A 21879-nucleotide genomic window follows, 5' to 3' on the forward strand; every position below is an offset into this window, starting at 1 on the left:
TTGTGAGTGGAATCATTACTATTTTAGGATTAGGTGCTGGTGAATTAGATCAGTTAACGATGGGTGTATATAGAAAAATAAAAGAAGCAGATCACATGTTTGTTAGAACGAAGGAACATCCCGTTATAGAAGAGTTAGAGAAAGAAGGTATACGATATACTGCTTTTGACAATGTATATGAAGCACATGATACATTTGAAATTGTATATGAAACAATTGCGAATACATTGCTAAAACAAGCTGAAGGTGCAGAAATCATCTATGCTGTTCCAGGGCATCCACTTGTAGCGGAAAGAACGGTTCAGCTACTATTGGAAAAAAGTGAAGTAGCGAATATTGAAGTGCGAATTGAAGGTGGGCAAAGTTTCCTTGATCCTATGTTTGCAAGTCTTAAGATTGATCCGATTGAAGGATTCCAATTAATTGACGCTACATCATTTGAAAGAGGACAATTAGAATTACGTCAACACTTAATCTTTTGCCAGGTATATGACGCATTCGTTGCATCAGATGTGAAATTAACATTAATGGAGATGCTGCCAGATGATTATGAAGTGTATATCGTAACAGCTGCAGGGACTTCATTTGAGCAAGTGAAAAAGGTGCCGTTGTACATGTTAGATCATGAAACGGAGTTGAATAATTTAACGAGTGTGTACATACCACCAGTTCAGGAACGTGCATCCTTGTATCAACAGTTTGATGTGCTTAGAGAAATTATTGCAGATCTTCGTGGCCCGAATGGCTGTCCATGGGATAAAAAGCAAACACATCAATCTTTAAAGAAATATTTAATTGAGGAAGCTTATGAAGTATTAGAAGCAATTGATGAAGAGGATGATGATCACTTAGTAGAAGAACTGGGTGATGTATTATTACAAGTTATGCTTCATGCCCAAATCGGAGAGGACGAAGGTTGGTTCTCTATAGATGATATTATTCGAACTTTATCTGAGAAAATGGTTCGTCGTCATCCGCATGTATTTGGGAATACGGATGTAAATAATGCCGATGAAGTAATTGCCAATTGGGAAGAAATTAAAAAACAAGAAAAAGGGTTTGTAAAAGAATCTGTTTTAAATGGGGTTCCAAAAAGTTTGCCGCAGTTACTACGCGCTTATGAAATCCAGAAAAAAGCTGGTAAGGTTGGTTTCGATTGGGTTGATGTACAGCCGATGATAGAGAAAGCCTTAGAAGAATGGCAAGAGTTCCAACAAGAAGTTACAAACATGGATGAGGCGAAGATGTTAAGTGAATTTGGCGATTTACTATTTGCGTTTGTTAATATAGCTCGTCATTATAAAATAGATCCAGAAGAAGCGTTACGTTCAACAAATGAGAAATTCGTCAGTCGTTTTTTATACATGGAAGCAAAGGTAGCTGAAATGAAGAAAGAGATGCAAGATTTATCATTAGAGCAGTTAGATATTTTCTGGGAAGAGGCAAAACAAACAGAGCGTTAATAGGGGGATTTAATATGCGTCTAGATAAGTTTTTAAAAGTATCACGTTTAATTAAAAGAAGAACATTGGCGAAAGAAGTAGCTGATCAAGGAAGAATATCCATTAATGGTCAAGTGGCAAAAGCAAGTTCAGATGTAAAAGTAGCTGATGAATTAACAATTCGTTTTGGTCAAAAAATAGTAACTGTAAAAATAAATGAATTGAAAGAAACGACTAAAAAAGAAGATGCAGCAAATATGTATAGCTTAGTTCGTGAAGAAAAAGTAAAGGCCGAAGAAGGCTTGTTCTAAAATTGATTATCCCTTCATACATTACTATTAGCTAGTATAAATGTATGGGGGGATTTACGTGAATAATGGTTACTCACCTATGTCTTCTAATCAACAAAATGTTTCTGTAGAGCATGATATTATTATGCGTGGCAGACGTGTAATTGATATTACCGGTGTAAAGCAGGTAGAGAGTTTTGATAGCGAAGAGTTTTTACTTGAGACCGTAATGGGCTTTTTAACAATTCGCGGTCAAAATTTGCAAATGAAAAATTTAGATGTAGAAAAAGGTGTTGTATCGATTAAAGGGAAAGTTCATGAGATGCTGTATATTGATGAGAATCAAGGGGAGAAAACTAAAGGCTTCTTTAGTAAGTTGTTTAAATGAGTCTAACAATTCAGTTGTATACGATGCTCTCAATGATCGGAATGGGTGCTTGGATTGGAGCGTCTTTAGATACATACCAACGATTTTTAAAACGTCAAGAACGTAAGCGTTGGATTGTATTTATACATGATATACTATTTTGGATTGTCCAAGCATTATTCGTTTTTTACGTATTACTTCTTGTAAATGAAGCTGAACTACGTATATATGTATTTTTAGCATTATTATGTGGTTTTGCGGCATATCAAAGCATGTTGAAAGCAATATACATGAGACTGTTAAATTTTCTCATCTATATTTTTGTGCAAACAACACACTTTTTTGTTCAAATTATACAGCTACTCATGATAAAACCTGTTATTATTATAGCGCAGCTATTTATTGCATTTATATTATTCTTATTTCGTATACTGCTTTCAATTGGACATGTGTTATGGAAAATGGTGATTTGGATATTACTTTTCATATGGAAAGTTTTTTTCTGGCCTGTTCGATTTATTGCTTTGCTCATATGGAAACTTCTCCCTAATCGTGTTAAACTTTTTATAATGAAGCATGTAGGGTTCCTGCAATATATAGCAAAATTGAAGGGACATATCTTCCAATTATGGGAGCGTATAAAAAAGAAGTTAGGGGGACCTCGGAAATGAGGGAACTGAGACAAAGAACAATCGAAAAACAGAGTCCAAATCCTGTTAAAGAGCATATAATACAAACGGATGAGAACAGGAAGCGACTTTATCGCCGTTTAGCGGTTTTTCTTGTCTTTGCTTTTACAATTATTGCGAGTATTAGTGTAACGTTTTATCAACAAAACAGTTCCATTAAAGCAAAAGAAGCAAAAGTTAAGGACATGAAAAAAGAACTGGATTCATTAACGAACAAAGAAAAGAGTCTAAAAGACGAAGTTCAAAAGTTAAATGATGAAGAGTACGTATTAAAGATTGCTAGAAGGGATTATTTCTTCTCTGGAAAAGGGGAGATAATTTTTCCTGTTTCTAAGTAGAGTATGTCTTATTGACACTATATTTTAGGATTATATATAATAAAGTAAAATTTGACTTTTTAACCACTAAGGAGGAGCATTTTTTTTATGTCAATCGAGGTAGGCAGCAAGTTACAGGGTAAAGTAACAGGTATTACAAATTTTGGGGCTTTTGTGGAGCTGCCAGAAGGCTTAACGGGTCTTGTTCATATTAGTGAAGTTGCTGATAATTATGTGAAAGATATTAACGATCACTTAAAAGTGGGCGACCAAGTAGAAGTAAAAGTTATTAACGTTGAAAAAGATGGTAAGATTGGTCTATCTATTAAAAAAGCGAAAGAGCGTGAAAAAACAGAAGGAGATCGTCCACGTGGTGAATACCAACGCGGTGGTGATCAACAACGTTCTGGACGTCCACAACGTAATCGTTCTTTCAACAGAGATAACCGTGGTGGCGGTAACGACCGTGCTCCAAAAGAAACATTCGAGCAAAAGATGGCACGTTTCTTAAAGGATAGCGAAGATCGTTTAACTTCTTTAAAGCGTAACACTGAATCTAAACGTGGTGGCCGTGGCGCACGTCGCGGATAATAAGAACGTTTAATTCTTAGAATATAGAGAGGTGCCCAGGGCGATTGCTCAGGGTGCTTTTTTATATGTGAAAATATATTTTTAAAAAAGTTTTCAAGATGTGTTGACTTTAAATTATATCTGAGGTAAGATACTAATTGTCCGTTAAATAAGACGACATGGCGGTGTAGCTCAGCTGGCTAGAGCGTACGGTTCATACCCGTGAGGTCGGGGGTTCGATCCCCTCCGCCGCTATATTTAATTTAACGGCCCGTTGGTCAAGTGGTTAAGACACCGCCCTTTCACGGCGGTAACACGGGTTCGAATCCCGTACGGGTCATCTAAAAAGATCATGCAAATGCGCATGATCTTTTTTTGTTAAATAAATTAAGACATACAACACTTCTACAAAATCACCCTATATTTTCTGAATGTTCGATTAAAATGTTAAAAATAAAATACATACTGTGTATATATGTAGAGTTATTTCGAATAAAAAGTCGAACGATTATAAAAGTGAAAACTGTTGTTTTGACAAAAATCCCAATAATCATCTTTTATAATGACAGTAATTAAACTATGCAGGTGGTGTTAAAAATATGCCTAAAGCAGGAAGGAATACTATGAATACAAGTGCATTGGCAATGAATGAAGGTCAGCTTGGAGGAGTAAAGTGGACGAGTAAGTTGCGAATGAAGTTTGAGCAAGTTTTCTTTAGATGGGGATTCATTATTGTTGTTATTGGTTTTCTTTTGGGACGAGCATATATATTAACAAACATTTTACCGTTTGCACTACCGTTTTTTGCTGCTGTTTATGTTATGAAGCGGGATAAAATGCCGCTCGCATTCTTGGCCCTAATGGGGGGCGCACTTTCAGTTTCGATAGATAATTTATTCTTTACCTTTGCATCTATTTTTACTTTCTTCATTTATAATATCTTCTTTAGTCGGTTTACACGTAAAACTGTTGGACTTGTACCATTCCAAGTATTTATCTCCGCATTAACTGCACATTTAGTTGTCGTATATTTTGCACAACAAACTATTACCATGTACGATTTACTCGTTAGTACGATTGAGGCAGGGCTTAGCTTCGTATTAACTATGATATTTTTACAAAGTGTCCCGCTTTTAGTAGAAAGAAAAGGGAAACAACAAGCGTTAGAGACAGAAGAAATTGTTTGTTTAATTATATTACTAGCATCTGTTTTAACTGGTACAACAGATTGGTTCATATATGACGCTTCTATTCAACATATTTTTACTAGGTATTTAGTGCTTGTGTTTGCGTTTATCGCAGGAGCGGCTACAGGATCTACAGTAGGGGTCGTCACTGGGTTAATATTAAGCTTAGCAAATGTCTCTAGTTTGTCCCAACTTAGTCTGCTTGCTTTTTCTGGATTGCTTGGTGGTTTGTTAAAAGAAGGGAAACGCTTAGGTGTTAGTTTAGGTTTATTAATTGGGACAAGCTTGATTACGCTATATGTAGACAAGCAAACAAACATTGTGACAACTTTAATTGAATCTGGTGTGGCGATTGCTTTCTTTTTATTAACACCGAAACTTGTTATGGATCGTATTGCTAAATTTATGCCAGGCACACAGGAGCATTCGCAAGATCAACAACAGTATTTAAGAAGAATGCGTGATGTTACAGCGAATAAAATCAATCAATTTGCCAATGTATTTGCTGCTTTATCTAATAGCTTTTCTGTATATGGATATGTGGAGGAGGAAGATAAAGAGACAGAGGCAGATTTGTTCTTAAGTACAATTACTGCAAAAACATGTCAAACATGCTTTAAAAAGGACCAATGCTGGGTAGTTAATTTCGATAAAACGTATGATTATATGAAACAAATAATGAGTGAAACGGAAGAAGGAACTCTGCAGCATAATCGGAAGTTAGTTCGTGAATGGGACAAGCATTGCGTAAGAGGCAAGAAAGTGACGGATTTAGTAGCGGGTGAATTAGATCACTTCTATGAGGGACAAAAATTACGAAAACAAATGAAAGAAAATCGTAGAATAGTAGCGGAGCAATTGTTAGGTGTATCAAAAGTTATGGAGGATTTTGCTAAGGAGATACAAAGAGAAAGGGAAAATCATCAAGTACAGGAAGAACAGATTCTGCAAGCGTTTCGTGATTTTGGTGTAGAAATAGAGCATGTTGATATTTATTGTTTAGATAGAGGAAGTATTGATATTGAAATGTTGATTCCAGTTGCATCTAATGAACATGGAGAGTGTGAAAAATTAGTTGCACCAATGCTTTCTGATATCCTGAAGGAAAACATAGTTGTGAAACATGAAGAAAAATCTTCTTATCCGAATGGGCACAGTTTAATATCATTTGGTTCAGCAAAAACGTATTCCCTTGATACCGGCTTGGCCACAGCCGCGAAAGGCGGTGGGTTTGTTTCGGGTGATTCTTATGCGATGATGGATTTAAGTGTTGGGAAATATGCCCTTGCAATTAGTGATGGTATGGGAAATGGGCAAAGAGCTCATATGGAGAGTAAAGAAACGGTGAAATTATTACAAAAAATACTTCAATCAGGTATTGATGAAGAAATAGCGATTAAGTCTATTAACTCTATTCTTTCTTTAAGAACAACAGAAGAGATGTTTACGACGTTAGATTTAGCTATGGTAGATTTACGGGATGCGAGTGCGAAGTTTTTAAAGATTGGATCGACGCCGAGTTTTGTTAAACGCGCAAATAATATTTTGAAAATTGAAGCAAGTAATTTACCAATGGGAATTATCGAGGATGTTGAAGTTGATGTAGTGGGTGAGCAATTAAAAACAGGTGATATTCTTATTATGATGAGTGATGGGATTTTTGAGGGCGCGCAGCATGTGGAGAATCACGAGTTATGGATGAAGCGGAAAATTAAAGAGTTACAAACTGAAGATCCGCAAGAAATTGCTGATATCATTATGGAAGAGGTGATTCGATCTGGCGATGGTTATATAAATGATGATATGACTATTGTAGTAGCGAAAGTGAAGAAAAATATGCCGAAGTGGGCTACCATTCCAATTGTAGGAATGCAAGCGCAATAAAGTGAAACTTGAAGTGTAATGTTTCTTTCTAAAAACCTAGGTGAATACCTAGGTTTTTTTGCTTTAAAAGATAATGTTATTATTTTTGTGAATATATACGGATGATGTAAGATAAAAATGTAATTTTTGTATATCTTTTTTTTGCACAATGTTTGTAAAAGTTGTACCATTATAAACAAGGTAACTAACGTTGCTGTTCTTGTTTAATGAAAGGTGATTACGAAGTTGAAAGATACATTTGTTGAAAAGGTAGATGACTTTGTAAAGCAGCATGATGTATTAAAGGAACGCTCAACAATTGTTGTAGGGGTTTCTGGTGGTCCTGACTCTTTGGCTCTTCTATATTATTTGTTAGAAAAAAGAGCGGCAAAACAGTTTGAAATTGTAGTGGCGCATGTGGATCACATGTTTAGAGGTGATGAATCTCATGAGGACCTACAGTTTGTGCAGGACCTTTGTAAAGGACTGGGAGTTATTTGCGAAACGATAAGAATTAATGTGTCGCAATATCAACAGCAATACGGGATGAATGCACAGGTTGCTGCTAGAGAATGCAGATATGCATTTTTGGAAAGAATAATGAAGAAATATGATGCGAGATATGTAGCCATTGGACATCATGGTGATGACCAAGTAGAGACGATTTTAATGCGTCTTGTACGAGGGAGTACTCCGAAAGGATATGCAGGAATTGCAGTGAAGCGTCCTTTTCATAATGGATATTTAATTAGGCCGTTACTTGGAGTAACAAAGGAAGAAATTGTTGATTACTGTAATAAGCTGAAAATAATTCCTCGTATAGATCCAAGTAATAAAAAGGAAGTATATACAAGGAATCGATTACGTAAATATGTTCTTCCTCATTTGAAAGAAGAAAACCCACAAGTGCATGAGAAATTCCAAAAATTTAGCATGCAGATGCAAGAGGATGAGGCGTATTTGCAGGAATTAGCTTTTGAGAAAATGAATAAAGTAATTACAAAAAAAAGTGATAAACAAATTAGCTTATCAATTCCTGCCTTTGAATCCATGTCTATGCCTTTACAAAGAAGAGGGATTCAACTAATATTAAACTATCTTTATGAATATAAGATTCCATCTTCTCTTTCCTCTATACATATTGACAAAGTGATTGAGTTTTTTAAGCGGACACAACCTTCGGGTTCACTTGATTTCCCAGGTGATTTGAAAATTGTTCGCGCATACGAGGAGTGTAGCTTTGGATTTAAACAAGAAATTGTTTCTCCTTTCTTACAAGATTTATCAGTGCCCGGGACAATTACGCTATCGAACGGGGATAAACTTGTAACAGAGGTGAGCGAAGATATACCAAGTGACATGAATGAAACAGTATTTGTTGCTAAGTATAATGATATATCATATCCACTTCGTATTCGGTCTAGAAAAAATGGAGATCGCATGTCAATACAAGGTATGAATGGCACCAAAAAGATAAAAGCTATTTTTATCGAAGCAAAAGTACCGAGAGAAAAAAGAGAAGAATGGCCGGTCGTTTGTGATGCAAGTGGGAATGTTATTTGGTTACCCTTGTTGAAGCGATCTGCATTTGCTATCTCGAAAGAGGCAGCAAAGAAGGATAAATATATGATTATTCACTACAAAAGCAAGGAGTCTTCCGGGAGGATAATGAAATGATGAATCAAGATATCGAAAAAGTATTAATTTCTGAAGAGCAAATACAAGAAAAGGTGCTCGAATTAGGCGCAATTATTGCAGAGGACTATAAAAACACAGTACCTCTTGCGATTGGTGTACTAAAGGGTGCAATGCCATTTATGGCAGATTTATTAAAGAGAACAGATACATATCTTGAAATGGATTTTATGGCTGTATCTAGTTACGGTCACTCAACTGTTTCAACAGGCGAAGTGAAAATTTTAAAAGACCTTGATACTTCTGTAGAAGGTCGCGATATTTTAATCGTTGAAGATATTATTGATAGCGGTCTTACACTAAGTTACTTAGTAGACCTATTTAAATATCGTAAAGCGAAGTCTGTAAAAATCGTTACGTTATTAGATAAACCAACAGGCCGTAAGGTAGATTTGAAAGCGGATTATGTTGGGTTTACTGTACCGCATGAATTTGTTGTAGGATATGGATTAGATTATAAAGAGCAATACCGTAATCTTCCTTATGTAGGAGTATTAAAACCAAGCGTTTACTCAAATTAATTAAATACAGGCGTCACAATTGTATAGGAAAGTTTTTCTATGTTACGATTTACTATAGTGTTTATGCCGTGAGAGGAGGTTAGGAATGAATCGTATCTTCCGTAATACCATCTTTTATTTACTGATATTCCTAGTAGTAATTGGAATCGTGAGCTATTTTAATGGTTCGACACAAAAAACGACATCAGTTAGCTACGATAAATTCATTACTAAACTAGAAAAAGGTGAAGTGCGTAATGTGCAGCTTCAACCGAAAAATGGTGTGTTTGAAGTAAAAGGACAATTTAATAACTCTAGCCAGGGAGAACAATTTGTTACTTATGCACCAAATACTGAGGAATTACAAAAGAAAATTAATGATAAAGCGCAAGGTGCTGAAGTTAAGTATCAACCAGCAGAAGAAACAAGTGCTTGGGTAACCTTCTTTACTTCTATCATCCCGTTTGTCATTATCTTCATTTTATTCTTCTTCTTATTAAACCAAGCTCAGGGCGGCGGTAGCCGTGTTATGAACTTCGGGAAAAGTAAGGCGAAGTTATATAATGACGAAAAGAAAAAAGTTCGTTTCAGAGATGTTGCTGGAGCAGATGAAGAGAAACAAGAGCTTGTTGAGGTAGTTGAATTCTTGAAAGATCCTCGTAAGTTTGCTGAAGTTGGTGCCCGTATTCCGAAGGGTGTTCTATTAGTGGGACCTCCAGGTACAGGTAAAACTTTACTAGCACGTGCCGTTGCGGGTGAGGCAGGCGTTCCGTTCTTCTCTATCAGTGGTTCTGATTTCGTAGAGATGTTCGTCGGTGTCGGTGCATCACGTGTACGTGATTTATTCGAAAACGCAAAGAAAAATGCTCCTTGCATCATTTTCATTGATGAAATTGATGCGGTAGGACGTCAACGTGGCGCTGGTCTTGGTGGTGGCCATGATGAGCGTGAACAAACGTTAAACCAATTGCTTGTTGAAATGGATGGATTCGGTGCCAACGAAGGTATTATTATCATCGCTGCGACAAACCGTCCTGATATTCTTGACCCAGCATTATTACGTCCAGGTCGTTTTGACCGTCAAATTACAGTAGATCGTCCAGATGTAAATGGCCGTGAAGCTGTACTGAAAGTGCATGCTCGTAATAAACCGCTTGATGAGAATATCAACTTAAGAGCAATTGCAACTCGTACACCAGGATTCTCTGGTGCCGATCTTGAAAACTTATTAAACGAAGCTGCTTTAGTAGCTGCGCGTCAAGATAAGAAGAAAATTGATATGAGTGACATTGATGAAGCGACGGATCGTGTTATTGCAGGTCCGGCTAAGAAAAGTCGTGTTATCTCTGAAAAAGAACGTAATATCGTTGCTTTCCATGAAGCGGGCCACACTGTAATTGGTGTTGTCCTTGATGAAGCTGATGTCGTTCATAAAGTAACAATTGTCCCTCGTGGTCAAGCTGGTGGATATGCAGTAATGCTTCCAAAAGAAGATCGTTACTTCATGACAAAACCAGAGTTACTTGATAAAATCACTGGTTTACTTGGTGGTCGAGTAGCTGAAGAGATTGTATTTGGTGAAGTAAGTACAGGTGCTCATAATGACTTCCAACGTGCGACTGGTATTGCAAGACGTATGGTAACGGAATTTGGTATGAGTGATAAGCTTGGACCAATGCAATTTGGTAGCTCACAAGGTGGTCAAGTGTTCTTAGGAAGAGACTTCCATTCAGAACAAAACTATAGTGATGCGATTGCACACGAAATCGATATGGAAATGCAAACGATTATGAAAGAATGTTATGCTCGTGCAAAACAAATTCTTACTGACAATCGTGATAAACTAGATCTTATTGCGAAAACGTTACTTGAAGTAGAAACGTTAGATGCAGAGCAAATCAATCATTTATGTGACTATGGCAGATTGCCAGAACGTTCAACATCTTCAGCTGATGTGAAAGTAAACATCAACATGAAGAAGGACGATGAAGAATCAGAAGATAAGTAAGAAGAGATGAAGGAGTGACGATAGTCACTCCTTTTTTATTTGTAGAAGGGAACTAAGTAGAAAAAGAATTTAAATAAATCTGGTACTAAAAATTGAAATAGGGAGTAATCTTTTTGTAAAATGATGAGGATAGAAAAGCTGATTATATAAGTATGTGTGATATGATGTTTTTATAAGTTTTATACATACTGCACAAATATAGATTAAATAAGATAAGTGGTGAGAATATGATTTTTGTATTGGATGTAGGGAACACAAATGCTGTACTGGGCGTGTTTGAAGAGGGGGAACTTCGTCAACATTGGCGCATGGAAACGGATCGTCATAAGACAGAAGATGAATATGGAATGCTTGTAAAACAGTTGCTTGAGCATGAGGGTCTTTCGTTTGAAGATGTGAAAGGTATTATCGTGTCTTCAGTCGTACCACCAATTATGTTTGCTTTAGAGCGCATGTGTGAAAAGTATTTTAAAATTAAGCCGCTTGTAGTAGGTCCTGGAATAAAAACGGGGCTAAATATTAAATATGAAAATCCACGAGAAGTAGGTGCGGATCGAATCGTAAATGCAGTAGCAGGAATCCACTTATATGGAAGTCCGCTTATTATTGTCGATTTTGGTACGGCTACTACATATTGTTATATTAACGAAGAAAAGCATTATATGGGTGGAGTTATTACACCAGGAATTATGATTTCAGCAGAGGCTTTATATAGTAGAGCGGCAAAACTTCCTCGTATTGAAATTACAAAACCAAGCAGTGTAGTTGGGAAGAATACGGTAAGTGCGATGCAATCCGGTATTCTTTATGGTTATGTTGGACAAGTGGAAGGTATTGTTAAGCGCATGAAAGAGGAAGCTAAACAAGAACCAAAAGTTATTGCAACAGGTGGATTAGCGAAATTAATTTCAGAAGAATCGAATGTAATTGATGTTGTAGATCCATTCTTAACATTAAAAGGTTTGTATATGTTATACGAGCGTAATGCAAATTTACAGCATGAGAAAGGTGAATAAATAAGTATGAAAGATTATTTAGTAAAAGCGTTAGCATTTGATGGGGAAGTGCGTGCGTATAGTGTACGTACTACAAACACGGTAAGCGAGGCGCAAAGACGTCATGATACATGGAGAACAGCTTCAGCGGCACTTGGTCGTTCTTTAACTGCAGGTACAATGATGGGGGCAATGTTAAAAGGTGACCAAAAGCTAACAATTAAGGTAGAAGGAAATGGTCCGATTGGTCCTATCTTAGTAGATGCTCATGCAAATGGAGATGTACGTGGTTATGTAACGAATCCACATGTTGACTTTGAAGGAACAGAACAAGGGAAATTACGTGTATATCAAGCGGTAGGTACTGAAGGATTTGTAACGGTAATTAAAGATATTGGTATGCGTGAGCCGTTTATTGGTCAATCTCCAATTGTTTCAGGAGAATTAGGAGAAGACTTCACGTATTATTTTGCAGTTTCTGAGCAGACGCCTTCTTCTGTAGGTGTTGGTGTCCTTGTAAATGGAGACGATAGCATATTAGCGGCAGGTGGATTTATCCTTCAAATTATGCCGGGTGCACAGGAAGAGACAATTTCATTCATTGAAGAGCGTTTGCAGAAGATTCCTCCTGTATCAACATTGATCGAACAAGGGCTTTCTCCAGAAGAGTTACTGTATGCAGTCCTTGGAGAAGATAAGGTAAAAGTATTAGAAACGATGGATGTTCAATTTAATTGCACATGCTCACGCGAACGTATCGAGAGTGTGTTAATTAGTTTAGGTAAAACGGAGTTAGAGCAAGTTCGTGAAGAAGAAGAAGAAACAGAAGTTCATTGTCATTTCTGTAATGAGCGATACAAGTTCTCTAAAGAAGATATTACAAATTTAATTGAGAATTTGTAATAAGGGAATTTACCCTCTATATACATTGACAAACAGGGAATTTTCTGACAAAATCTAAATATAGACAAAACCAATAAAAATACTCGGTGTTAGGAGTGACAGGAATGCGAGTGGCACAATCAGTTTCAGAATTAATCGGGAAAACGCCGATCGTTAAGTTGAACCGCATCGTAGAATCAGACAGCGCAGATATATACTTAAAATTAGAATTTATGAATCCGGGGAGCAGCGTTAAAGATCGTATCGCATTAGCTATGATTGAAGATGCTGAGAAAAAAGGATTATTAAAAGAAGGCGATACAATCATTGAGCCGACAAGTGGTAACACAGGAATTGGTTTAGCGATGGTAGCAGCTGCTAAAGGATATAAGGCAATTTTAGTAATGCCAGAAACAATGAGCGTTGAGCGTCGCAATTTATTACGTGCTTATGGCGCTGAATTAGTATTGACTCCAGGGCCTGAAGGAATGGGCGGAGCAATTCGTCAAGCGACTGAATTAGCAAAAGAACATGGCTACTTTATACCGCAACAGTTCAAAAATCAATCAAATCCAGAAATTCATCGTTTAACAACAGGTCCAGAAATTGTTGAGCAAATGGGTGATCAATTAGATGCATTTATTGCAGGTATTGGTACAGGTGGAACGATTACTGGTGCTGGTGAAGTGCTGAAGGAAGCATATAAAGATATTAAAATTTATGCAGTAGAACCTGCGGATTCACCAGTATTATCTGGTGGAAAACCAGGTCCACATAAAATCCAAGGAATTGGGGCTGGATTTGTTCCAGAAACATTGGATGTAGAAGTATATGATGAAATCATTCAAGTGAAAACAGAGCAAGCGTTCGAATACGCAAGAAGAGTGGCTAAAGAGGAAGGTATTTTAGTTGGGATTTCTTCAGGAGCAGTTATTTATGCAGCGACAGAAGTTGCGAAAAAGTTAGGTAAAGGGAAAAAGGTACTTGTTATTATCCCAAGTAATGGTGAACGTTATTTAAGTACACCACTTTATCAATTTGAGTCTTAATTACATGTGATTGAAAAAGCATCCTTGAAAAAGGATGCTTTTTCTTTTTGGATTGGAAATAGGAAAAGAGTGAATGACTAGAAAACTTCATGTAAAATAAGAGGTAGTATCATTAATTTATTTTCACTAGCCTTCGAATATAACCGTTCTATATACATAACGAATGTAGCTTGAAGTGGTTAATATAAGAGGGTGGGATAAAAGAAGACGGGGTGTTGATATGCAACGAAGAAAATCTTTAGCGCTTTCTATTCCATATCAGTTAGATTTCTTTAAGCAATATAAATTTCTTTCTAAGGATAAACCGCAACATATTTTGTTAGAGAGTGGACGTGGCGGTCGTTATAACATCGTGGGATTAAACCCAGTAGCGGTAATCCGAGGGAAGGGTGAAACGTTACATATAAGTGAAAGTGGTAAGGAAACAATAAAGCAAGGAAACCCATTAGATTTAATGCAGGAATATATGGAGCGATGGAAAACGGATTATAATCCGGAATACCCGCCTTTTCAAGGTGGTGCAATTGGTTACTTTAGTTATGATTGCATCCGTTATATTGAAAAACTTCCTTCTCTTGCGGAAGATGATATTAATATACCTGATATATTCTTTTTATTATTTGATGATGTGTTTGTGTATGATCAAAAAGAAAAAGTATTATGGATTATTACACATTATGTAGATAAGCACGAAGAGGCAAAAGAGCGATTAAATGAATGGAAGATTCTTTGGGCAACAGAAGCGCCGGAAGTGACTATACCGTTTGCGTGCCCTGAAAAGAAAAATGAAGCAGTTGCTTTTACTGAAGAAAGCTTTATGAAGGCGGTTGAATGTATTCAAGAATATATTGGGGCTGGTGATGTGTTCCAAGTAAACTTGTCGACAAGACAAGAAAGAACGTTACAAACACACCCACTAGAAATATATACAAGTCTTCGTGAAATTAATCCATCTCCATATATGGGTTACTTGGAGCTCGGGGATTTTCAAATTGTAAGTGGATCGCCAGAGTTGCTAATTAAGAAACAGGGAACTGAAGTAAGTACAAGACCAATTGCTGGAACGAGATCTAGAGGGGCAAATGAGCAAGAGGATGAAGAATTGGCAAGGGAATTAATTGAGAATGAAAAAGAAAGAGCGGAGCACGTCATGCTTGTAGATTTAGAGCGAAATGATTTAGGACGTGTTTGTAAATATGGCACTGTAGAAGTAGACGAGTTTATGGTAATTGAGAAATACTCACATGTTATGCATATTGTTTCTAATGTGCGTGGTGAGGTGGAAGAAGATAAAGATGCTTTCGATTTAGTGAAGGCTGTATTCCCTGGAGGAACAATTACGGGTGCTCCGAAAATACGTACGATGGAAATTATTGAAGAATTAGAACCTGTTCGCCGAGGGATTTATACAGGTTCAATCGGTTGGATCAGTTATTCTGGAGATACAGAATTGAATATTGTAATTAGGACACTTCTTGCTAAAGACGGAAAAGCGCATGTACAAGCTGGGGCGGGAATTGTAATTGATTCAAATCCGGAAAATGAATATAAAGAGTCGTTAAAAAAGGCGATTGCTTTATGGCGTGCAAAAGAACGTAGTGAAGAAACGGTTAGGTGAGAGAAATGATATTAATGATTGATAATTATGATTCTTTTACATTTAATTTAGTGCAGTTTCTTGGAGAACTTGGACAAGATCTTGTTGTTAAACGTAACGATGAAGTGACTATTTCAGATATTGAGAATATGAAACCAGACTTTTTAATGATTTCGCCAGGTCCATGTAGTCCGAATGAGGCAGGAATTAGTATGGAGGTTATTCGATACTTTGCTGGAAAGATTCCGATTTTTGGGGTTTGTCTTGGGCATCAATCTATTGCGCAAGTGTTTGGTGGAGAGGTTGTTCGTGCAGAGCGATTAATGCATGGGAAAACATCGCTTATGCATCATGATGAGAAGACGATTTTTTCGGATATCCCTAATCCGTTTACCGCGACACGCTATCATTCCCTTATTGTTAAGAAAGAGACGTTACCTGATTGTTTAGAGGTAACGTCTTGGACAGAAGAAGGGGAAATTATGGCGCTCCGCCATACAACATTACCAATTGAAGGGGTGCAGTTCCACCCGGAATCTATTATGACTTCTCACGGGAAAGAGTTGTTGCAGAATTTCATTCGTAAATATAGTCCAAGTGTGACATCATGTTAATTTACGTAAATGGTCAGTATGTAGAATCGAGTGAAGCGAGAATTTCTCCTTATGATCATGGTTATTTATATGGTCTTGGAGTTTTTGAGACTTTTCGTATTTATAATGGTCATCCTTTCTTATTGGATGATCATTATGACCGTTTAATAGATGCGCTGGATACATTGCAAATAAAATGGACAATGACGAAAGATGAAGTAATGCTTATTTTGAAGAATTTAATCGTTAAGAATAAATTAGAGCATGCGTATGTCCGTTTTAATGTATCGGCGGGTATAGATGAAATTGGATTGCAAACAGAAATGTATGAAGAGCCGTCTATTATTGTTTTTATAAAACCTTTAGCGGCCCCGGGAGATGTAGTGGAAAAAGAAGGGGTTATCTTAAATCAAGTGAGAAATACCCCAGAGGGTGCATCTCGCTTGAAGTCTCACCATTATTTAAATAACATTTTAGGGAAACGTGAAATTGGAAATGGTGTGAATAAGGAAGGGATTTTCCTGACTGAAGTAGGTTATGTTGCAGAGGGTATTGTTTCGAATCTCTTTTTTGTGAAAGGTGATATTTTATATACACCTTCGCTTGAAACAGGGATTTTAAATGGTATCACTCGTGCGTTTATTATAAAGGTTGCTGAAGAGATTGGTATAGAAGTAAAAGAAGGTTTCTTTACAAAAGATGAATTACTTTCAGCCGATGAAGTCTTCGTAACAAACTCGATTCAAGAAATTGTTCCGCTTAATCGTATAGAGGGACGAGATTTCCCGGGTAAAGTAGGTATGGTTACAAAAAGATTTATGAACCTTTATGAAATGCAGAGAGAGAAATTGTGGAGCAGAAATGAATTACGAAGAGGAGATGTGTAGTTTGAAGTGGGATTATGATTTGCGCTGCGGCGAATATACATTGAACTTAAATGAAAAAACGTTAATTATGGGGATTTTAAATGTAACACCAGATTCGTTTTCTGATGGTGGGAGTTACAACGAGGTAGATGCTGCAGTGCGCCATGCGAAAGAAATGCGAGATGAAGGTGCTCATATTATTGATATTGGTGGCGAATCTACTCGTCCGGGCTTTGCTAAAGTGTCAGTGGAAGAAGAAATAAAACGAGTTGTTCCAATGATTCAGGCTGTTTCAAAAGAGGTGAAATTGCCTATTTCTATCGACACATATAAAGCGGAAGTTGCAAAACAAGCAATCGAAGCTGGTGCTCATATTATTAATGATGTTTGGGGAGCGAAGGCGGAACCGAAAATCGCTGAAGTTGCGGCTCATTACGATGTACCTATTATCTTAATGCATAATCGCGATAACATGAATTATCGTAATTTAATGGCTGATATGGTTGCTGATTTATATGACAGTATTAAAATTGCTAAAGATGCTGGTGTACGAGATGAGAATATCATTTTAGACCCGGGCATCGGTTTTGCTAAAACACCTGAACAAAATTTAGAAGCGATGCGTAATTTAGAACAGTTAAACGTACTAGGTTATCCAGTTCTCTTAGGTACTTCAAGAAAGTCCTTTATTGGGCATGTGCTAGATTTACCGGTAGAAGAACGTCTTGAGGGGACGGGAGCTACCGTTTGTCTTGGTATTGAAAAGGGTTGTGAGTTTGTTCGTGTTCATGATGTGAAGGAAATGGCACGTATGGCTAAGATGATGGATGCGATGATTGGTAAGGGGGTAAAGTAATTGGATAAAATTTATATTCATGATATGGAGTTTTACGGTTATCATGGTGTATTCCCAGAGGAAAATAAATTGGGCCAGAGATTTAAAGTGGACTTAACGGTGGAATTGGATTTGAAACAAGCAGGAGAAAGTGATGACTTAGAGCATTCTGTTAATTATGGAGAGCTTTTCGAATTATGTAGGAAAGTTGTAGAAGATAGAACATATAAGCTTGTAGAGAGTATTGCTGAAAATATTGCTACAGATATATTGAAACAATATGAGAGTATTTCAAGATGTACGATAAAGGTAATTAAACCAGATCCGCCGATACCAGGACATTATCGTGCTGTAGCGGTAGAAATTACGAGAGAACGTCCATGAATAATATAGCTTACATTGCATTAGGTTCAAATATTGGAGAACGTTATACGTATTTAACTGAAGCGATTCAGTTTCTGAATAAAAATCCTTATATCAAAGTTGAGGATGTTTCGTCTGTATATGAGACGGAACCGGTTGGCTATACTGACCAAAGTTGCTTTTTAAATTTAGTTATAAAAATTTCTACCAATTTATCACCGCAAGAATTATTGAAAGTAACGCAAAAAGTAGAAAATGATCTAGGAAGAAAAAGGGAAATTAGGTGGGGACCTAGGACTATCGACCTTGACATTTTACTATATAATCAAGAAAATATTGAAGCAGAGAATCTTATTGTTCCGCATCCGCGGATGTTCGAAAGAGCTTTTGTTATCGTTCCGTTGTTAGAGATTAATCAAGATATAAAACAAAACATTTCACGTTCACAAGTAGAAGAAATGAAAAGGCGAGAGGGAGTAACGGTATGGAAGCAGAAAAATGGGGAAGACGCATTCGTGCTTTTCGAAAACTAAAAGGTTATACGCAAGAAGGTTTTGCAAAAGAATTAGGGGTATCTGTATCTGTTTTAGGTGAAGTTGAGCGAGGAAATCGATCGCCTTCCCAAGACTTTGTAGTGGAAGTTGCTAAAGCATTAAAGGTCTCGATAGATGAGCTAATGCCAAAGTGACCATGAAGGAAGGAGTAAATCGAGTGTTAAAAATCGCAAATATTGAGATGAAAAATCCGGTTGTATTAGCACCGATGGCGGGAGTGTGTAACTCTGCATTCCGTTTGACAGTAAAAGAATTCGGTGCAGGCCTAGTTTGTGCTGAAATGGTAAGTGATAAGGCGATACTACTGAACAATAAAAGAACATTAGATATGTTATATATTGATGAGAGAGAAAAGCCATTAAGTTTACAAATTTTTGGTGGCGAGAAAGAAACTCTTGTAGATGCTGCGAAATACGTAGATCAATATACGACAGCAGACATCATTGATATTAATATGGGGTGCCCAGTACCAAAAATCGTTAAGTGTGATGCAGGAGCAAAGTGGCTTTTAGACCCAAATAAAATATATGAAATGGTAGCGGCAGTTGTAGATGCTGTAAAAAAACCAGTTACAGTAAAAATGCGTATTGGTTGGGATGAGGATCATATTTTCGCAATCGAGAATGCGAAAGCTGTTGAGCGTGCTGGTGGACAAGCGGTAGCAGTTCATGGGCGCACACGAGTACAAATGTATGAAGGAAAAGCGGATTGGGATATTATTAAACAAGTAAAGCAAGCTGTAAATATCCCGGTTATCGGAAATGGTGATGTCGCAACGCCGCAAGATGCAAAGCGTATGCTTGATGAAATTGGTGTAGATGGTGTTATGATTGGCCGCGCTGCCCTTGGAGATCCATGGATGATTTATCGTACGGTAAAGTATTTAGAGACTGGTGAATTAATGCCGGAACCGACAGTACGTGAGAAAATTGACGTATGTATGTTGCATCTAGATCGTCTGATCGATTTAAAGAATGAAAATGTCGCTGTAAGAGAGATGAGAAAGCACGCAGCTTGGTATTTAAAAGGCATTCGTGGTAATGCAACTGTACGTAATGGTATCAATGCTTGTAATACGCGTGAAGACCTTGCAAATGTATTAGGTACATTTGTAGAAGAAGTAGAAGCGAAACAACAAACAATTCACGTTGGTTAATAATAGGAAGGGAAGATTGACATTCTTCTATACACTTCCTATAATTACGTGAAAGAAAGAAGAACTGCCAGTTAGTTGCTGGCAGTTTTTCTAGTTGAGTAGAAAATGCTATACTGTATATATTGTAAAAATTAATAGAGCTGGAGTGATATCAATACCATGGATAACATGAACCACGAAGAATTAAACGACCAATTGCTTGTTCGTCGTGAAAAGCTACATAACTTACGTGAGCAAGGGATCGATCCGTTCGGTAAACGTTTTGAACGTACAAATGCAACAAATGAATTATTAAGCCTATATGGAGAGTTCTCTAAAGAAGAATTAGAGGAGAAAGAAATCTCTGTTTCTATCGCTGGTCGTATTATGACAAAACGCGGTAAAGGAAAAGCTGGATTTGCACATATTCAAGATTTACATGGACAAGTTCAAATTTACGTTCGTAAAGATGCTGTTGGAGATGAAGAGTACGAATTATTTAAAACAGCAGATTTAGGTGACTTAGTAGGTATTGAAGGTAAAATTTTCAAAACGAACGTTGGAGAACTTTCAGTGAAAGCAACGGGATTTACGCTATTAACGAAATCTCTTCGTCCATTACCGGATAAATATCATGGATTAAAAGATGTTGAACAACGCTACCGTCAACGTTACTTAGACTTAATTACAAGTATGGAAAGCCGTGAAACATTCGTTACTCGCAGTAAGATCATTCGTGAAATGAGAAGATACTTAGATGACAACGGTTATCTTGAAGTGGAAACACCTATGATGCATGCAATTGCAGGTGGAGCTTCTGCGCGTCCTTTCATCACGCACCATAATGCGTTAGATATGGAATTATATATGCGTATCGCAATTGAACTTCATTTAAAACGCCTTATTGTGGGTGGATTAGAAAAAGTTTATGAAATCGGCCGTGTATTCCGTAACGAGGGTGTATCAACTCGTCATAACCCTGAGTTTACGATGATTGAATTATATGAAGCGTATGCTGATTATAAAGATATTATGAAACTAACAGAAAATATGGTTGCTCATATCGCGAAGCAAGTACTAGGTACAACAACAATCCAATATGGTGATTATGAAATTAATCTAGAACCAGAATGGACACGTCTTCATATGGTAGATGCAATTAAAGAACATTCTGGAGCAGATTTCTGGAATCCGATGAGTGTAGAAGAAGCGCGTGAACTTGCAAAAGAACATAATGTAGAAATTAAGGATACAATGGAAGTTGGTCATATTATTAATGAATTCTTCGAGCAAAAAGTAGAAGATAAATTAATCCAACCAACATTTATTTACGGTCATCCAGTAGAAATTTCGCCACTTGCGAAAAAGAATGACGAAGATCCACGATTCACAGATCGTTTCGAATTATTTATCGTTGCACGTGAACATGCAAATGCATTCACTGAATTAAATGATCCAATTGATCAGAAAGAACGTTTTGAAGCGCAATTAAAAGAACGCGAACAAGGTAATGATGAAGCTCACATGATGGATGATGATTATATCGAAGCTCTTGAGTATGGTATGCCTCCTACGGGTGGACTAGGAATTGGTATTGATCGTCTTGTTATGTTATTAACGAATGCACCATCTATTCGTGACGTACTATTATTCCCTGCTATGCGTCATAAACAAGACTAAGCTTTGGAGATTTCTCCAAAGCTTTTTTTATTTGAGTATGAGCGTCGGGCGTTAGATGTCGATGGTGGGGGAAATTATATTTATATAGAAGAAAAGTGCTGTTTTTATACTTTTTTACTAAGTTAAAAATTTTATTAGAAAAACTATTGCATTTTAATAATCAAACTGGTATATTTATATTCGTTGCCACGAAAGGTAACAAGCAAAACAAACGAAAAACAACTTTTTGAAAAAAGTTGTTGACGAAAATATAACGAAATGTTATATTAATAAAGTCGCTTCTGAGCGACGAAGTAGTTCTTTGAAAACTGAACGAAACAAACAACGTGAAACGTCAATTTTTATTTTATGATGCTAGACAAACTAACTTTATTGGAGAGTTTGATCCTGGCTCAGGATGAA

At 36.9% G+C, this 21879-nt stretch carries 22 protein-coding genes and 2 tRNA genes; all 24 read left to right on the top strand.

Annotation, left to right across the window (positions count from 1 at the left end; all coding sequences use genetic code 11):
- Positions 1–2: 2 nt before the first annotated feature.
- The 24 genes from mazG to lysS all read left to right on the top strand — a co-directional run bounded on the left by mazG (position 3) and on the right by lysS (position 21477).
- Positions 3–1463: a nucleoside triphosphate pyrophosphohydrolase gene (gene mazG, locus PDQ40_RS26955; protein ID WP_000014266.1), complete on the top strand. Its 1461-nt coding sequence runs from the start codon at positions 3–5 to the stop codon at positions 1461–1463.
- 14 nt (positions 1464–1477) lie between these two features.
- Positions 1478–1753 carry an RNA-binding S4 domain-containing protein gene (locus PDQ40_RS26960; protein ID WP_001234876.1) on the top strand — a complete coding sequence of 92 codons (276 nt, stop codon included), beginning with the start codon at positions 1478–1480 and terminating at the stop codon, positions 1751–1753.
- 58 nt (positions 1754–1811) lie between these two features.
- Entirely contained in the window at positions 1812–2120 is a 309-nt protein-coding gene (yabP, locus tag PDQ40_RS26965; protein ID WP_001059101.1) for a sporulation protein YabP, read from the top strand.
- Positions 2117–2770: a spore cortex biosynthesis protein YabQ gene (gene yabQ / locus PDQ40_RS26970; RefSeq protein ID WP_270691748.1), complete on the top strand. Its 654-nt coding sequence runs from the start codon at positions 2117–2119 to the stop codon at positions 2768–2770. Before yabP ends, yabQ begins: the two co-directional genes overlap by 4 nt.
- Positions 2767–3126: a cell division protein DivIC gene (gene divIC, locus PDQ40_RS26975; protein WP_001208736.1), complete on the top strand. Its 360-nt coding sequence runs from the start codon at positions 2767–2769 to the stop codon at positions 3124–3126. The genes yabQ and divIC overlap by 4 nt, the downstream gene beginning before the upstream one ends.
- An 87-nt stretch (positions 3127–3213) precedes the next feature.
- The gene (locus tag PDQ40_RS26980; protein WP_000021452.1) at positions 3214–3696 is read left to right on the top strand and encodes a S1 domain-containing RNA-binding protein; all 483 of its coding nucleotides are present in this window, start codon (positions 3214–3216) and stop codon (positions 3694–3696) included.
- Between the two features lie 160 nt (positions 3697–3856).
- A tRNA-Met gene (locus tag PDQ40_RS26985) sits at positions 3857–3930 on the top strand.
- Between the two features lie 13 nt (positions 3931–3943).
- Positions 3944–4015: transfer RNA gene (locus PDQ40_RS26990), tRNA-Glu, on the top strand.
- Positions 4016–4274: 259 nt separating this feature from the next.
- Positions 4275–6746, top strand: a complete 2472-nt coding sequence (gene spoIIE / locus PDQ40_RS26995) for a stage II sporulation protein E (protein ID WP_270691749.1) — start codon at positions 4275–4277, stop codon at positions 6744–6746.
- A 225-nt stretch (positions 6747–6971) separates the two neighbouring features.
- The gene (gene tilS / locus PDQ40_RS27000) at positions 6972–8402 is read left to right on the top strand and encodes a tRNA lysidine(34) synthetase TilS (protein WP_270691750.1); all 1431 of its coding nucleotides are present in this window, start codon (positions 6972–6974) and stop codon (positions 8400–8402) included.
- A complete protein-coding gene (gene hpt, locus PDQ40_RS27005; protein ID WP_000981838.1) occupies positions 8399–8941 on the top strand; it encodes a hypoxanthine phosphoribosyltransferase in 543 nt (180 codons plus the stop codon). Before tilS ends, hpt begins: the two co-directional genes overlap by 4 nt.
- Positions 8942–9026: 85 nt before the next feature.
- The gene (gene ftsH / locus PDQ40_RS27010) at positions 9027–10928 is read left to right on the top strand and encodes an ATP-dependent zinc metalloprotease FtsH (protein WP_001079660.1); all 1902 of its coding nucleotides are present in this window, start codon (positions 9027–9029) and stop codon (positions 10926–10928) included.
- 227 nt (positions 10929–11155) lie between these two features.
- Positions 11156–11944 carry a type III pantothenate kinase gene (locus PDQ40_RS27015; protein WP_000578367.1) on the top strand — a complete coding sequence of 263 codons (789 nt, stop codon included), beginning with the start codon at positions 11156–11158 and terminating at the stop codon, positions 11942–11944.
- Between the two features lie 6 nt (positions 11945–11950).
- Positions 11951–12826, top strand: coding sequence for a redox-regulated molecular chaperone HslO (gene hslO / locus PDQ40_RS27020; protein WP_000656366.1), 876 nt, complete (start codon positions 11951–11953; stop codon positions 12824–12826).
- Positions 12827–12930: 104 nt separating this feature from the next.
- A complete protein-coding gene (cysK, locus tag PDQ40_RS27025) occupies positions 12931–13854 on the top strand; it encodes a cysteine synthase A (RefSeq protein ID WP_001261709.1) in 924 nt (307 codons plus the stop codon).
- 220 nt (positions 13855–14074) lie between these two features.
- Positions 14075–15472, top strand: coding sequence for an aminodeoxychorismate synthase component I (gene pabB / locus PDQ40_RS27030; protein WP_001189692.1), 1398 nt, complete (start codon positions 14075–14077; stop codon positions 15470–15472).
- 5 nt (positions 15473–15477) lie between these two features.
- Positions 15478–16065, top strand: coding sequence for an aminodeoxychorismate/anthranilate synthase component II (gene pabA, locus PDQ40_RS27035; RefSeq protein WP_000602276.1), 588 nt, complete (start codon positions 15478–15480; stop codon positions 16063–16065).
- Complete coding sequence (gene pabC / locus PDQ40_RS27040; protein WP_000909889.1) at positions 16059–16931, top strand: aminodeoxychorismate lyase; 873 nt, start codon at positions 16059–16061, stop codon at positions 16929–16931. The genes pabA and pabC overlap by 7 nt, the downstream gene beginning before the upstream one ends.
- Positions 16906–17766, top strand: coding sequence for a dihydropteroate synthase (gene folP / locus PDQ40_RS27045; protein ID WP_002081846.1), 861 nt, complete (start codon positions 16906–16908; stop codon positions 17764–17766). Before pabC ends, folP begins: the two co-directional genes overlap by 26 nt.
- Positions 17767–18129 carry a dihydroneopterin aldolase gene (gene folB, locus PDQ40_RS27050; RefSeq protein WP_000358059.1) on the top strand — a complete coding sequence of 121 codons (363 nt, stop codon included), beginning with the start codon at positions 17767–17769 and terminating at the stop codon, positions 18127–18129. It abuts the gene before it with no gap.
- A complete protein-coding gene (gene folK, locus PDQ40_RS27055) occupies positions 18126–18641 on the top strand; it encodes a 2-amino-4-hydroxy-6-hydroxymethyldihydropteridine diphosphokinase (protein WP_001059445.1) in 516 nt (171 codons plus the stop codon). The genes folB and folK overlap by 4 nt, the downstream gene beginning before the upstream one ends.
- Complete coding sequence (locus PDQ40_RS27060; protein WP_000387027.1) at positions 18593–18796, top strand: helix-turn-helix domain-containing protein; 204 nt, start codon at positions 18593–18595, stop codon at positions 18794–18796. The genes folK and PDQ40_RS27060 overlap by 49 nt, the downstream gene beginning before the upstream one ends.
- A 23-nt stretch (positions 18797–18819) precedes the next feature.
- Positions 18820–19818 (top strand): tRNA dihydrouridine synthase DusB, encoded by a 999-nt coding sequence (gene dusB / locus PDQ40_RS27065; RefSeq protein ID WP_000912268.1) that lies wholly within the window; start codon positions 18820–18822, stop codon positions 19816–19818.
- Positions 19819–19977: 159 nt separating this feature from the next.
- A complete protein-coding gene (gene lysS, locus PDQ40_RS27070) occupies positions 19978–21477 on the top strand; it encodes a lysine--tRNA ligase (RefSeq protein ID WP_000369677.1) in 1500 nt (499 codons plus the stop codon).
- Positions 21478–21879: the final 402 nt, after the last annotated feature.

Source organism: Bacillus cereus group sp. Bc061, assembly GCF_027715825.1.
GTDB lineage: Bacteria > Bacillota > Bacilli > Bacillales > Bacillaceae_G > Bacillus_A > Bacillus_A paranthracis.